Raw genomic sequence first — 14,658 nt, 5'->3', positions numbered from 1 at the left:
CTGCTTCAACTCAAGCCGGGTAAGGCGCTGGAAACGCTGGGACGTTTCGCGATCAATTCGACGCTGGGCTTGGCTGGACTTTTCGATGTGGCCAAGCGCAAGCCGTTCAACCTGCCGCGCCGTTCGAACGGTCTTGCCGACACGCTCGGCTTTTATGGGGTGGGGCCAGGACCTTACCTGTTTTTGCCGGTGATAGGTTCGACCACCTTGCGCGATCTTATCGCGCGGCCTTTCGATCTCTTGGTCCTTCCGGTCATCGCGCCCAAGCCTTTTGCCGACCCTAAGGTCGCGCTGGGCAAGAGCGTGTTGAACGCGCTGGATGAGCGCGTGCAGGACGACGGCAAGTTCTTGAGGCTTCGTTCCGCCCCTGATCCGTACGTCGCCCAGCGGGAGGAATATCTGGCGCGCCGGAAGGCGGAAATCGAAGTCCTCAAGGGCAAGCGGAAGAGCCTGGACGATCCGCCATATTATCAATGGCCGGATACTGAACCAAAAAACCGGGACGATGCGAAGCGCAAACCGTCGGAAACGTCCGCTGCCCCAGCGAATGGAGCGGTCTCATCGCCGCCGGCAACTTCGCCGTGAGCGGCATGGCGATAGTCGATCACCGGCTGCGATCCGTGGACGATCTTGCGGCTCCGCATGCCTGCCGCCTGCTCGAACCCGATCTGACCGCGTTGCGCATCGCTTTCGTGAGCGGCAATTACAACTGTCTGCGCGATGGCGCCAATCGGGCACAGAACCGGCTGGTGCGCTATTTGCTTGATCGCGGCGCTGCGGTGAGAGTCTATTCGCCAACTTGCGAAAATCCTGCTTTCGAGCCCGTGGGGGACCTGGTCAGCGTGCCGTCCTCACCGTTGCCCTTCGGGCGCAAAGAATACCGCGTCGCTTGGGGGCTGTCACGCGCGGTCCGCGCCGATATCGCTGCCTTCGCTCCCAATTTGTTCCATATATCGTTGCCGTTCCTGCACGGGAGCAGCGCATTGAAGCTGGCCCGGCACATGGGTGTACCGGTTGTAGCGGCGATGCATACCCGCTTCGAAACTTATCCGCGCTACTATGGCCTGGGCCTGCTGGAGCGTCCGCTTCTGGCCAGGTTGCGGCGCTTTTATAGTGCTTGTGACCGCGTTGTCGTGCCTTGCCAGTCAGCAGCGGATACCATGCGGGCCCAAGGCATGAGCGAGAATATCGGCATCTGGACGCGCGGCGTGGACCCGGACGAGTTCCATCCGGGCCGCCGCAGCGAAGTCTGGCGGCGCGAGATGGGATTTCCCGATACGGTGCCGGTCATCGCTTTTCTCGGTCGGCTGGTGCTGGAAAAGGGCCTCGGCGTATTCGGGGAGGTGGTTGCACGGCTCCGCGCCGAAGGTGCCGAATTTCGCGTCCTGGTGATCGGCGAGGGGCCAGCTCGCGCGGAGTTTGAGCCCAGGCTTCCCGAGGCGGTATTCGTCGGCTACCAACAGGGAGAGGCACTGGCGCGCGCTCTTGCCGGCGCGGACATCCTGCTCAATCCGTCAGTGACCGAGGCTTTCGGGAACGTCTCACTGGAGGCGATGGCGTGCGGCGTGCCGGTGGTCGCGGCTGACGCCACAGGCAATAGAAGCCTCGTGGTGGACGGGTCGACCGGCATGCTCGTCTCGCCTGGCGATATAGACGGCTATGTCGGCGCGATCCGGAAATACCTTGAAAATCCCACGCTGCGGAAGGAGCATGCCGTCAATGCCTTGGTCCATAGCCGCGCTTACACTTGGGATCGCGCTAACGACGGAATTGTGGGGGCCTATTTCGCTGCCTTGGGTGCAAAATAGGATTCCGCATTTGATGCGTTGCGCGCATGGCGGCGGCTGCTAACCGTCTGCCATGCCCAGGCGCAAGGATATATGGCGGTGCGCCATCGCGGCGCAGCCGATCGGCTCGATCCTGTCATCGGGGATCCAGCAAGACGCCATCCATTGGTTTCCCGAAGAGCCGCCATTCACTTTCCTCGCTGATCCTTTCGGTTACCGATCAGGCGAAAATCTTCACGTATTCGTCGAACAATACGATTATCGCACGCGCCACGGGATCATCGAAAGGTTGACCTTTGACGCCGGTTTCGAACTCCTCGATCGACGGCCGGCATTGCGCGAGCCCTGGCACCTTTCCTACCCGTTCGTGTTCGACGGCGAAGGGGCAACTTGGATGCTTCCCGAAGCTCACCGATCGGGCCGCCTTACGCTTTATCGGGCATTCGGCATGCTGGAAGACTGGCGGCCGGAATGCGTGATAGAACTCGATTGCGTGCCCGTCGACGCTTCGATCCTGAGCTATGGCGGCCGGTGGTGGCTCTTCTACGCCTCAGCCGCGAGCAAGGCGGCCAAGCTGGGCTCGCTGCACGTTGCCTGGTCCGAGAAGCTGTGTGGGCCCTGGACCTTGCATCCTGACAATCCAGTGCGACGCGATTTCGCTTCGGCCCGGCCTGGCGGTACGCCGGAGGTAATTGACGGACGCATCATGTTGCCGACGCAGGACTGCGAAAGGACTTATGGCGGCGGCATCCGCCCCTTGTGGATCGATCTGCTTGATGAAACCGGTTTCGCCGCCACTAGAGGGGAGACGATGGCCTTTCCGCCCGGCGCACCGGCGCATTGCGAAGGCATGCATACTCTTTCCGCTTGCGGTGACGTGACCCTGTTCGACGTAAAAACGATAGATCGCTCCCTTGCCGGTATAGCGCTTGACGTCAGGCGTTTTCTGGGGCGATCCGCTTCCAGATAGCTCGCCCGGCGGCCTCGAAATGGGCTTGTGAAAAGCGTTCGAACATGTCCATGCGTGCTGCCTTTCCCACGGCGGCGAGAGAGGCGGGGCTGGAGAGGGCGCTGCGGAGCGCAATTGCCAATGCATCGACATCGCCGGGCGAAACAAGCCATCCGGTGCGTCCGGGCACGATCGAGTGAGATAGCTCGCCCACGGCGGAGGCAATGACGGGAAGGCCGGCGGTTAACGCTTCATGTGCCGCGATACAAAAGCCCTCGGAACGCGAAGGCTGCAGATAAAGGTGTAAGTCCGCCAGAAACCGGCGCGGTTCAGCCGTATATCCGGGAAGGTGCAGACCGTCGAGCTGCGCCCGCTCAGCCATCGCTGCAAGCTGACCGCGCTGCTCACCCTCACCCCCAATCATCACTTCGACGGGTACGGGCGGGACGAAACCCATGGCTTGCAAGCGCGCCAAGGCGGCAATCAGTACGTCGTAACCTTTTACCGGATGAAGCCTGCCCAGGCTGCCGAGGCGCAGGGGCTCTCCAGGATGCCACGGCCGCGCCTGCGGCATCTGTGGATCGGCGAAATAGATCGGCCAAGTGGCAAGGCGATGTGCGGGGACTTTGAGGCGGTCCGCTGTCAATTCCGCGACGGATCGAGAATCGGCAACCCATAACGCGGCGCGCGATTGCAGCAGACGCATCAGCCGCCGGTTCCAGGGTTTGAGGAAAGCGGCATGCTGCCAAGAGATTACCGGCAGGTCGAGCAAGGGACCGATCAGTAGGCCCAGGATGGTTGCGCGACTGAGAGAGGTCCACAAATGCGTCGCACCCCAATCCCGCAACTCGCGCGTCAGCCATAGCGTGGCGGCAAGATGATCGCGTTCCCCGCCATCGCGGACTTCCGGTTCAAGCCCCGCATCGATCATGGGGGGAAGCGCGCGGCCGTCTCTGCGGGTAAGGGCAAACACCTTCACTTCGGCACCGGCCTGGCGCAGGACCTGAGTTACATGAGGGACCGGAAGCGCCGCTCCGCCGCCCTCCACCGAATTGATGACGTAGGCAATGCGGGGATTGGTCATTGCGGCTTTCTGTGTGGTCGATGAAGTAGCGGGAAACGAGCCGCCCTTCGCCCGTAAGTCAACCAGCGGTCATTTCGCAAGGCAGAGCAATGCTGCATCGCAGCCCTGCGGCGTTGAAATCGACATTGACATGCTTGAGACCGCCATGGCTGGTCAGGAGCCTTGTTCCAAGTCCCTGCCGCTCCGGCGGTTTTACGAAGGGGCCGCCTTCCTCCCGCCAGTTTAACAGGGCTTCCCCATCTGCGGCTACCCAATTCAAACGCACTCGACCGCCTTCGCGGGAAAGCGCGCCATACTTCAAAGCGTTTGTGGCTAGTTCGTGAAGAACCATCGTGAGCGTGACAGCGATGTCTCCGCGAATGTGACAGTCATTCCCCTCGACACAGAAGTGCGAAGGAAATGGCGCTAGGGCCGCGGCGATCACCATGGAAAGAGGACCGCTTTTGTGCCGGGTAATGCCGAGCAGCTGATTAGCGCCAGCGAGCGCGTCAATGCGTCCCTCAAGCGCTCGGTAGAAAGTTACAGGATCCTCCGTTCTGGCAGCACGGGAAGCAAGAGCCTTGACGATCTGAAGGACGTTCTTGACGCGATGTTGAAGCTCGATGTTGAATTGCTCCGCCTGATCCTTTTGCAGTTGCAACTCGCGGACGACCCGCTGCAGCGCCTGGCCCGTGGCGATGATGAGGCTGACGGTGACCAGATATGTCGCAAGCAGGACGGCATTCGCGAAAGGGGTGGCTTCGCGTCCATGCCTGAGAAAAAGGACAGCGCTCACGACGCTTAGCACGGCGGTCGCTCCTGCTACCGGCCAGCACATGATGAGCGCGGAAATCACGATGATCGGGAAGAAGGTCGCCATCTCGAGTCCGCTGGCGCCCCGATCGATGATCCAACGCAAGCCCAGCGCCACGCTTACACCTGCCAGCGCCACGCTGAGCTGAACGGGCACGGACATCTGCAGCACGGAGCGCTTGGCCGAAGCCGACATGTGGATGCTTCCCCCTTCCCACGGACAGCGATCGAGGGTCTATCGGTACACCGATCACGTGTCGATCACTATCCGTTGATATGAACCGCCCACAAAAGCAAAGCAATTGATCCATGGAAAGGCATAATCCGTGGATCGGACGTGTCCGATCCACGGGAAGTTCGATCAGCTTGGTCTTGTCGGTTCACGCGAGCGCGACGCGACCCGATTATAGAGGATTTGCAAGGGGGTCGGCTTCACCAACCCTGGCGTCGATCGCCGTGAGCCTCGCTGTCAATCCATTGGGCAATGCGATCATAGCGGTATGCTATCTCGCCGATAGCACGCCGATCGCCTTCCTCGCACTCATGGCGCTGCTTGTCCTCCAGGCGGTCGATCACCCCATGAATGCGATCGGCTTCGTCGTCACCGATCTCATTTTCATCCACCTCGTGCCGCAGACGATCCTCAAGGCCATGAGCGCGTTGGCCCGAGCAAACGGATCGAGCCACGCCGTCGTTGTCATCGTCGTCATCATCGCGATAATGAGCGGGGGTCCCGCCGTTTCCGATGTAGAGACCCCAGCTTTGAGCGTTGGCGGAACGGCATGCGAGAAGCCCCGCACTTAACATCGCAATAGTCACATACTTACGCATAATCGCTCCTCACCGGACTGCCTGGGAGTGCCTGCATAGGGAGGAAACCGTGCCCCAGGCTGAACGAACCGCGGCGGTGGGTTCATATGCGGCCGGCCGAAACGTCATCGAGGCGGAATGACGCTATCGGCCAGAATCCGGTTTGGCAGGGTGCGCGGCGGTGGTCGAAAAAATTCCGGCCGCGTTTCACTGTACGAGAAGGTTTTGCTGCCTTATTCTTGGCGTCAGTGGGCAATCATATAACAAGAGTCCGCAAGGAGAGGGGGATTATCATGGCAGTTTCCGACCACGTCGATTTCAATGGCTTCATGGAAGGTGTTAAGCGCCGCAATCCTTACCAGCCGGAATTTGTCCAGGCGGTGCAGGAAGTGGCGGAAGATATCTTCGACTTCATCGGCGACAAGGAAGAATATCACGAGCAGCAGATCCTGCGCCGGGTTGCGGAGCCTGATCGGGTCGTCAGCTTTCGGGTTTGTTGGGAGGACGATCAGGGGAACATTCGGGTGCAGCGCGGCTGGCGTGTGCAGAACAACAATGCGATCGGCCCTTATAAAGGGGGGATCAGGTTTCATCCCTCTGTGACCGAATCGGTGCTCAAATTCCTGGCCTTCGAACAGACCTTCAAGAACGCGCTCACAGGTCTGCCGATGGGGGGCGGGAAGGGTGGTTCGAACTTCAACCCCAAGGGCAAGAGCGTGCGCGAGATCATGCGCTTCTGCCAGTCGTTCATGACCGAACTTTACCGTCACATCGGCGCCGATGTTGACGTGCCTGCCGGAGATATCGGGGTGGGCGGGCGCGAGATCGGCTTCATGTTCGGCCAGTACAAGCGCATCACGGGCCACTTTACCGGCGTTCTCACCGGCAAGGGTCTGGAGTATGGGGGCTCGCTGATCCGACCGGAAGCGACCGGTTATGGCGCGGTCTATTTCCTGGCCAATATGCTGGCCGCCAGGGACATGAACCTGGAAGGCAAGATCACCGTGATCTCCGGCTCGGGCAATGTTGCCACGCACGCGGCGGAGAAGATCGTGCATCTTGGCGGCAAGCCGGTGACGCTTTCGGATTCCGGCGGTTTCATTCACGATCCGGAGGGGCTGACCTTAGAAAAGATCGACTGGGTCAAGGCGCATAAGACTCATAGGCGGGGTCGCATTCAAGACTATGTGGAACAGTTCAAGGGCGCGAGGTTCCATGAAGGAAAGACCCCTTGGCATGTGCCCTGCGACGTGGCGCTTCCCTGCGCGACACAGAACGAACTGCTGGGCGATGACGCGAGAGCGCTGGTGGCAAACGGCTGCATAGCGGTTTCGGAAGGCGCCAATATGCCATGCGATCTTGACGCGGTGCATGCCTTCAAGGCGGCGAAGATCATGTTTGCGCCGGGCAAGGCGGCTAACGCCGGAGGTGTGGCTGTATCCGGACTGGAAATGAGCCAGAACTCGGCCCGGCGTTCGTGGAGCGAGGGTGAATTGCAGCAGATGCTCAAAGACATCATGCACGGGATACACCAGCGCTGCCTTACTTACGGCGATCGGGGTGGCGGCTATGTGGATTATGTCAAGGGCGCCAATATCGCAGGTTTCAAGAAAGTCGCCGACGCGATGCTCGCCTTTGGGGTGGTATGACGGACCGTGACTGACTCGGGGCCGCCGCCGCTGGGGAAAGATAGGATCTATCCTGCGCAGGCGGTGCAATTGGTGCGCACGGCCACTCAGACGCAACTGGTGCTCAGCCAGATGGCCGACCAGAAGGCGAGCATCCTCATGGGCGCGACCTTCATTGTCTTCACCATCACCGTCGGGCAGGCGAGCAAGGGCAGTCTGCCCCTGCCGTTGCTAGTGCTGGCGTGCTTCTCGTTCCTTTCGGCAATTTGCGCGGTGATGGTGGTCATGCCCTCGACGCGCGGGCCACCGGCGGAGATCGAGAAATCCAATATTCTGTTCTTTGGCGTGTTTACGCAGATGAGGGAGGAAGAGTTCACGGAACTGGTGGTGGAGCGCCTTGCCACGGATGAGAGCATGTTTCGCACGATGCTGCGTGACGTCTATCAGAACGGTCAGGTGCTTCAGCGGAAGAAATACCGCTATCTGGGATACGCTTACCGTCTTTTCCTGGCCGGCCTCACGCTCACCTTGATCGCGTTCCTGCTGTTCGGCGGACGCAACGTGGCGCCGCTGATTTAGGGCACTTCTGGGGCCTCTTATCAGCGGACGCCCAATATGCTTGCCTGCTGTTTCAGATAGTCCGCCTGCCCCGGATTGGCGACAACCGCGTCGGCCAGCGCGTTGGCGGCCTTTTGGGGCTGCTGCAAAGTCACGCGGCTGCGGATCAGCATAATCCAGCCGTTCACGTTCCGGGGATCGTCCTTCAGCCGGTTTTCGAGCCGCGCCACCATGCCTTCGGCCATGGCGCTCTGATCTTCAGGACGCATGGAAGACGCTCGGGCAAGGTCTTGCGGCGTCGGTCCAGGGATGCCTTGTGCCGCTGCGGGCAGGGAAGTCGCCGGCAGTTTAGCCACGGGCGGCTGTTTCTCGGCCGCCGCGATGCGATCGTGGACATCGATCTTGTTGATCTTACCGACCTGCACGATGGTGCGGACAAGATCATCGTGCCAGGCCGCATCCGGCGGCGTGTCGGCCAGCAGGGACAGCCATTCGCTCAACGCCGTTTCGTGATTGCCTGCCAGGTCCGATCTGACGGCGTGAAAATAGCGCGCACGCGGATCTTTGGGATCGAGCGCCAGCGCCTTATCAAACGCGGTGGCGGCGTCCGAGGGCATGGGATCGTGCTCGCTGGCCATCACCCGCGCTTCGCCCAGGGCAGACCATGAGGAGGCGTCGTTCGGCGCCAACGCGGTCGCGCGCTCATAAGCGCGAGCTGCGTCGGCGAAGCGCTGGGCTTCGAAGTAAGCCAGGCCCAGCTTTCGCCATGTGCGCGCATCGTCGGGGCCGTCTGCGGTAGCCTTCTCGAGATCGGTAAGCGTCTGCGCTTCGCCTGAAGCCGCACCGGATATCATCGAAGGGCCGTGCCCTCGATTTCCAACAAACCGATACCCGACCACGCCAAACACGAGCAGTGCGGCCAGTATCAGCACGACGCGCCCGAGCGGAATTCTCTTCGTGCGCTGTTGTATCATCGCCAATTCCCGTCCATTACTGCGTCATCGACCGCCGGTATTTGCCGGGCAGGGTGTTCGCGCCAGATGCGGGCTTTTGCAGAGCAATGCAATCGTCCGTCATCGCAGCGAGCGGCGGCGAGGGGGGAAATCGTGGAAGTCAGCGTGCGCATCGCCATTGTCGGCTCGGGCCCTGCCGGTCTGAGCGCCGCCGGCCGCGCCGCACAACTTGGTCTCAGTCATGTCCTTTTGGAAAAGACCGATCATCTCTCCGACACGATCTACAAGTATCAGAAGGGCAAGCATGTGATGGCGACGCCCAGCTCGCTGGTGCTGCGCTCCGACCTGGGTTTCGAAGCGGGCAAACGCGAGGCCGTTCTCGGCGTCTGGGACGAGCAGACGGGCAAGCTGGCGGTCAATGTCCGTTACAATGCGGATGTGGTGAAGATCGAGGGCGAGAAGGGGAATTTCACGCTCTTGCTCAAGGGCGGGGACGCGGTGAAGGCCGAAGCGGTGATCCTGGCGATCGGAACGCAGGGCAATCCCAACCTTCTGCGGTGCGCAGGCGCCGATTTGCCGCACGTGCAGTATCAGCTGGATGATCCCACCGAATATGTCGACGAGCATATCACGGTCGTCGGTACGGGTGATGCCGGAATCGAGAACGCGTTCGGCCTGGCCGCCGATCCGGCGCAGCGCAACGTGGTGACGATCCTCAATCGCGGCACTGAGTTCGCCCGGGCCAAGGCGGCAAACGTCAAGCTGCTGCAAGAAGCGGAGGCGGCGGGGCGGCTGTTCGTGCGTTACGAGGCGAGTCCGGCGGAAGTCCGGCCAGGGGAGCTGGTGCTGGATACCCGCGACGGTCAGGAAGCTATTCGGTGCGACCGGATTATCGCCCGCACAGGCTCCGCCCCGCCTCGACCGTTCGTGGAAGCCTGTGGTGCTGAGTTCACAAGTCCCGAGCGGGAGGCGTTCCCCGTGCTGTCGCCGGTGTTTGAGACGACGCGGCCAGGCATCCACGTGATCGGCGCGCTGGCGGGCTATCCGCTCATTAAGCACTGCATGAATCAGGGCTATGATGTCGTCGAATTTCTCAACGGCAATACCACGCTCAAACCCGCTGACGAGCCGATCCTGGCGGAGAAGTTCGCAGCCCTGCCTGGGCGGCGCAGCGTGGATGAATGGCTAGCCCTGTTCGGTTCGCGGATCGATATCTTCAAGGACATTTCCGCCCTGCAGTTGCGCGAACTGATGCTTGATTCCGATGTTCAGGCTTTCACCCGGGGCCAGATCGTGTTCGAGCGCAACGAACCCGGTTCCTCACTCTTCGCGATTGCGCAGGGCTCCGTGCTGGTCGAAGTCAACAAGGACGATCCTAGCATCGTCGCGCCCATTCGCGAAGGTTCGATTTTCGGCGAAGTGGGCCTGATTTCAGGCCGCAGGCGTGGCGCGACGATCAGGGCGGCGGAAGACCTGATCGTTGTCGAACTGTCCCGCGCCGCTGCGCTCAAGCTGATCGCGACGGCGCCCGCCGCCGCGAAGGTGGTCAACCGCATCTCCATCGAGCGGCAATTGCTGCAGATTTTCGGCTCGGGTCTTACGAGCGAGGACGTCGCCGAACTGGTCGAGGGGGCCGAGATACAGGAAGTGCGGGCGGACAAGATCGTGCTGAAAGAGGGCGATGAGGGCAACGACATTTACATCATCCGGCGCGGCTCCATGATCGTCGAGCGCCAGATCGCGGGCAAGCCGGTGTTCCTGAGCTATCTTCCCGCCGGCTCTTATGTGGGCGAGATGGCGGTGATTGATGGGTCGCGGCGCAGCGCCACGGTCCGGGCGGCGATCCGTTCCGAAGTCATCCGTCTGCCCGGTGAAGCGTTCGTCCGTTTGTTGGAACAGAAGCCGGCGCTGCTCCGCAAGGCGCGGGCCGAGATGGAACGTCGCAAGGAAGTCAACTCTTTCATCGAAGGGCGCAAGGAGAACTTCTCCAGCGTCGTCGACATGTATTCGCAGACCGCGCAGTTTCTGGTCGATAACGGCATCGGGGAAGCCACCGACGTCCTGCTGATCGACGAAACGCTCTGCGTGGGCTGCGACAATTGCGAAAAGGCATGCGCGGACAGTCATGACGGCCTTTCGCGTCTCGATCGCGAGGCGGGCACCACTTACGCTCACCTCCACGTGCCGACTTCCTGCCGCCACTGCGAGCATCCGCACTGCATGGCCGATTGCCCGCCTAACGCAATCCAGCGGGGCGTCGACGGTGAGGTCTTCATTGACGAGACCTGCATCGGTTGCGGCAATTGTCAGCGCAATTGCCCTTATGGCGTAATCCGCATGGACTCGGCGCCGCCCAAAAAGCCCTCGCTGCTGTCGTGGCTATTTCTGGGCACGGGGCCTGGGCCGGGCGAACCCTCCAAGACATGGCGCAAGAAACACGCGGAAGGGATCGAAAAGCCCAAGAAGGCGATCAAGTGCGATATGTGCGCGGGAATCGACGGCGGCCCTTCCTGCGTGCGTGCCTGCCCTACCGGTGCAGCGATCCGTGTTTCACCAGAGGCATTCCTCTCAGTGGCGAAGCTGGCGGAGGAAAATTGATGGCCAGCCTACCCGGTAGCACTAACCGCGAATATCGCTCCAGCCACGAAGGGTTCCTGAGGCATCGCGAGTTTCGTTGGCTGAAAATGGCGACGGCTCTGTGCCTCATCGCCATCGTCGCTTATCTTCTCACTGACCCTAAGCCGCGTCCGAGCGGGAGTACCTGGATCGGTTACACGCTCGGCACGATCGGTGCTTTGTTGATCGTGTGGCTTTCGCTGCTCGGCATCCGCAAGCGGGCGATTACCGAAGGGCGCTGGTCATTGAAGGCGTGGACGTCAGCGCATGTCTACCTTGGCCTTTCGCTGATCGTGATCGCCACGCTGCACACCGGCTTCCAATTCGGCTGGAATGTGCACACCCTGGCTTATGCGCTGATGATGCTGGTCATCCTATCAGGTCTATTCGGCATTTGGGCCTATTCGACGTTGCCTTCCGCCTTGAGCTCCAACCGCGAGCAAATGACTCAGGCGCAAATGATCGATGCGATCCGCGCGCTCGATCGCCAGCTTGACGATGCCGCGCAACCGCTGGGACGCGCGCAGTCGGATCTGGTTCTGGCCGCGCTGGAAGAGGATCCGTTTGCCGCCGGCCTGTTGCGGCGCTTGTCCGGCAATTATCCGGATTGCGCCACACAGAAGGCGATGCTGGGCTTGGCAAACGAGAACGACGCTGCCGGCGAACGTGTGGAGAAGCTGCTGGTGCGCCGCAAGGCTCAGCTTGAACGCTTGCGGCGACAGATGAGGCTGAAGGCTATGCTGGAGGTGTGGCTCTATGTCCATGTGCCGGCGACAATGGCGCTTCTGGCGGCGCTGACCGCGCACATCATTTCCGTGTTTTATTATTGGTAACGCCATGACGTTCCGCATTCGTCAGATCGAACTGACTGCTACCGGGCGCGAGATTGTGCGCGACCGCGACCTTAACACAAATACGCTTTCCATAGGGCGTTCCACCCAGAACGATATTCACTTGCCGGACCTGGCGGTGGAGCCGCGCCATGCCACGATGGTCTTGCAAGCCGGGCGACTGGAAGTGGCGGCTACGGGCTCGCTGGGGTTCGTGCGCGACGGCGCTGACACGCGCTCTGCCGGGATCGATCCGCGTGGCGGCGCCGAGCTGGGTTTCGGCACCTGGCGTGTCACCGTTTCGCAGGACAGCGACGGTGCCGTGCTTCTCATTGTCCGCCAAGCCGAAACCGCCGCTACGCGCTCTGGCGACCTAGAGGAAAAACGTCGCTTTTCACTGTCAGGCGTAGTGCCGGGCAAGCGCGGCATGTCGTGGATTCTTGCGGCGGTGATCCTTTTGGCATTTCTGGCCGTGCCGATCGTCAGCCATTCGATGCGCGACCCTGCGTCGAAACAAGGCGTTATCGGCGATGCGAGTTGGAGTCCCGGCGAGCTAAGCCTTGCCCATCATTCGCTGACCGACCGCTGCGAGGCATGCCACGTCAAGGCATTCGTCTCAGTTCGTGATGAGACTTGCCTGTCGTGTCACAAGGACGCGCACGATCATGCAGATCCGATGCGTCTGGCGGCGGCACGCGGCAATCTGCCTCTGGGACAGCGTTTCCTCTGGTCCGTGGCGCATGCTTTCGGCAAGCAGGGGCCAGGGGCTTGCCAGGATTGCCACGTCGAGCATCAGGGACCGATGCGACTGGATGCGCCCAGCCAGCAATTCTGTGCCGATTGCCATACCGGCTTGAAAGGCAATCTGCCGGATACCGTGCTTGGCAATGCATCCGATTTTGGCAAGCTGCATCCGCAATTCACGGCGACGGTCGTAACCGACCCCATGACTCGGAAGGTCAGCGAGGTTTCTCTGGATCACGCTCCGCATGAGGACGGCGGCCTGAGCTTTCCGCATAAGCTGCACCTTGATCCCTCAGGCGGAGTAGCGCGCATGGCTGCGAATATCGGCGCGGAGCGCGGCTATGGCCCAAGCGGCTTGAAATGCAAGGATTGTCACCACCCCACAGAGGACGGCGTGCGCTTCAAGCCGGTGCGCATGGAGCGCGACTGCGAGGGATGCCACAGTCTGGCTTACGACAAGATTGGGGGGATTTTCCGACGCCTGCATCACGGCGATGTCAACCAGCTCATCGCCGACCTTTCCGCTCGGGATTATCATCCGAGTTCACCCGCCGACATGAATAGACGCCGGCCTGGGCAATACGCCGCCGGCGGGCTTTACAGCTTCAACTACTCGGCGCCGATGTGGCACGGTCTGCAATTGCGTGGGGCGCTTTCGAAAGACGGCATCTGCGGCGAGTGTCATCGGCCGACCATGACGGGCGGCAAGCTCGGCGTCGTGCCCGTCACGCAGCCGATGCGGTTCTTTGCGCACGGCTGGTTCGATCACGCGGCGCACAGGCAGGAAAAGTGCGAGACCTGCCATGCGGCGAGAGCGTCGAAGAGTGCCTCGGACGTGTTGCTGCCGGGCATCAAGCAATGCCGCACTTGCCACCTCGGAGAATCCGCGCCGAAGGACAAGGTGGCGTCAAGCTGCGCCATGTGCCACGGATATCACACGGGTGCAGTCGGCTCGAGGAAACGAAAGCCTATTGAAACGAAGATCGCGCTAAGGCCGGACTGAGATTCGGCACGGGATTTGGGGGGGCGCCGTTGCTTATCGCGCAGATCACCGACATTCATATCGGGTTTGATCCGGACAATCCGGATGAACACAATATGCAGCGCTTCAAGGCCGTCCTGAAGAGGATCGCATCGGGTCCGAACTCTCCGGATCTGCTGCTGATGACGGGAGACCTCACTGAGTTCGGTGATGCCGCCAGTTACGCGAGGCTGGCGAGCGCGGTGGCCGATTGTCCTTTCCCGGTCTTGCCCATGGCGGGAAATCATGACGTGCGCGGGCCATTGCTCGCCGCTTTCCCCAGCACGCCGAGTCATGACGGTTTTGTGCAGTATGCGCTCGATTTTGAAGGATTGCGTCTGCTGGTTCTGGATACGCTGGAGCCCGGCCGCCACGGCGGCGCCTTCTGTGAAACGCGCGCGGCATGGCTTGCGGCGGAACTGAACGCGCATCCCGCTACGCCGACCTTGATCGCGCTTCACCATCCGCCTTTTGAAAGCGGAATCGCCTGGCTGGACAGCGATGCGTGCGAGCCATGGATAGGGAGACTGGCCGGGGCGCTTGCCGGACACGATCAAGTCAGGGCGATCATCAGCGGGCACCTTCATCGCACGATATACACTGCCTTCCGTGGAATGCCGCTAATGGTCTGCGCCTCAACCGCGCCGCTGGTGGCGCTCGATCTCAACCCGATCGATCCCGAGCGTCCAGACGCGCGGGACATGATTCAGGACGAGCCGCCGGTTTACGCGCTTCACCGCTGGGACGGCACACGGCTTGTCAGCCACGTGGAGAGCGTAGGCGAACACCGAATATTAGCGCGCTATGATGCGGCCATGCAGGACGTAGTACGTTTGATCGTAAGCGAACGGTCCGGGGATTGAGCAGCCGGGACACGTGACGCCGA

General features: G+C 61.3%; 13 protein-coding genes. 10 read left to right on the top strand and 3 right to left on the bottom strand.

The features are described 5' to 3' along the window. The 3 genes from V7D69_RS05375 to V7D69_RS05365 form a co-directional block, all read left to right on the top strand. On the top strand, positions 1 to 585 hold a 585-nt coding region (locus V7D69_RS05375), incomplete at its 5' end, for an MlaA family lipoprotein (RefSeq protein ID WP_333605259.1). Next, entirely contained in the window at positions 582 to 1,808 is a 1,227-nt protein-coding gene (locus V7D69_RS05370) for a glycosyltransferase family 4 protein (RefSeq protein WP_414691018.1), read from the top strand. The genes V7D69_RS05375 and V7D69_RS05370, both read left to right, overlap by 4 nt. Positions 1,809 to 1,860: 52 nt before the next feature. Further along, entirely contained in the window at positions 1,861 to 2,757 is an 897-nt protein-coding gene (locus V7D69_RS05365; protein WP_333605258.1) for a glucosamine inositolphosphorylceramide transferase family protein, read from the top strand. On the opposite strand, the gene V7D69_RS05360 is transcribed toward V7D69_RS05365, so the two are convergent. Together V7D69_RS05360 and V7D69_RS05355 are read right to left on the bottom strand one after the other, a co-directional pair. Further along, entirely contained in the window at positions 2,723 to 3,820 is a 1,098-nt protein-coding gene (locus V7D69_RS05360; RefSeq protein WP_324064407.1) for a glycosyltransferase family 4 protein, read from the bottom strand. The two genes, V7D69_RS05365 and V7D69_RS05360, sit on opposite strands and share 35 nt — an antisense overlap. A gap of 58 nt (positions 3,821 to 3,878) precedes the next feature. Further along, positions 3,879 to 4,808 carry a sensor histidine kinase gene (locus tag V7D69_RS05355; protein ID WP_324064406.1) on the bottom strand — a complete coding sequence of 310 codons (930 nt, stop codon included), beginning with the start codon at positions 4,806 to 4,808 and terminating at the stop codon, positions 3,879 to 3,881. A 260-nt stretch (positions 4,809 to 5,068) separates the two neighbouring features. On the opposite strand from V7D69_RS05355, the gene V7D69_RS05350 reads away from it, so the two are divergent. The 3 genes from V7D69_RS05350 to V7D69_RS05340 all read left to right on the top strand — a co-directional run bounded on the left by V7D69_RS05350 (position 5,069) and on the right by V7D69_RS05340 (position 7,629). After that, complete coding sequence (locus V7D69_RS05350; RefSeq protein WP_324064405.1) at positions 5,069 to 5,416, top strand: hypothetical protein; 348 nt, start codon at positions 5,069 to 5,071, stop codon at positions 5,414 to 5,416. Between the two features lie 299 nt (positions 5,417 to 5,715). Continuing rightward, entirely contained in the window at positions 5,716 to 7,071 is a 1,356-nt protein-coding gene (gdhA, locus tag V7D69_RS05345) for an NADP-specific glutamate dehydrogenase (protein ID WP_333605257.1), read from the top strand. A gap of 6 nt (positions 7,072 to 7,077) precedes the next feature. Beyond that, complete coding sequence (locus V7D69_RS05340; RefSeq protein WP_333605256.1) at positions 7,078 to 7,629, top strand: Pycsar system effector family protein; 552 nt, start codon at positions 7,078 to 7,080, stop codon at positions 7,627 to 7,629. 20 nt (positions 7,630 to 7,649) lie between these two features. Here V7D69_RS05340 and V7D69_RS05335 read toward each other — a convergent pair whose 3' ends face one another. Further along, positions 7,650 to 8,582, bottom strand: coding sequence for a tetratricopeptide repeat protein (locus tag V7D69_RS05335; RefSeq protein ID WP_333605255.1), 933 nt, complete (start codon positions 8,580 to 8,582; stop codon positions 7,650 to 7,652). Positions 8,583 to 8,714: 132 nt separating this feature from the next. Here V7D69_RS05335 and V7D69_RS05330 point away from each other — a divergent pair, with 132 nt between their 5' ends. Genes V7D69_RS05330 through V7D69_RS05315 form a run of 4 tightly spaced genes read left to right on the top strand, consistent with a single transcriptional unit; the run spans position 8,715 to position 14,635 of the window. After that, positions 8,715 to 11,159 (top strand): cyclic nucleotide-binding domain-containing protein, encoded by a 2,445-nt coding sequence (locus tag V7D69_RS05330; RefSeq protein WP_333605254.1) that lies wholly within the window; start codon positions 8,715 to 8,717, stop codon positions 11,157 to 11,159. Then, positions 11,159 to 12,010, top strand: coding sequence for a hypothetical protein (locus tag V7D69_RS05325; RefSeq protein WP_324063815.1), 852 nt, complete (start codon positions 11,159 to 11,161; stop codon positions 12,008 to 12,010). Before V7D69_RS05330 ends, V7D69_RS05325 begins: the two co-directional genes overlap by 1 nt. Positions 12,011 to 12,014: 4 nt before the next feature. Next, entirely contained in the window at positions 12,015 to 13,754 is a 1,740-nt protein-coding gene (locus tag V7D69_RS05320) for a cytochrome c3 family protein (RefSeq protein WP_333605253.1), read from the top strand. A 29-nt stretch (positions 13,755 to 13,783) separates the two neighbouring features. Continuing rightward, positions 13,784 to 14,635: a phosphodiesterase gene (locus tag V7D69_RS05315; RefSeq protein ID WP_324063813.1), complete on the top strand. Its 852-nt coding sequence runs from the start codon at positions 13,784 to 13,786 to the stop codon at positions 14,633 to 14,635. Positions 14,636 to 14,658: the final 23 nt, after the last annotated feature.

Origin of the sequence: Novosphingobium sp. (assembly GCF_036733805.1) — a bacterium.
Classification (GTDB): Bacteria; Pseudomonadota; Alphaproteobacteria; order Sphingomonadales; family Sphingomonadaceae; genus Novosphingobium.
This window is presented reverse-complemented; position numbering and strand designations above follow the sequence as displayed.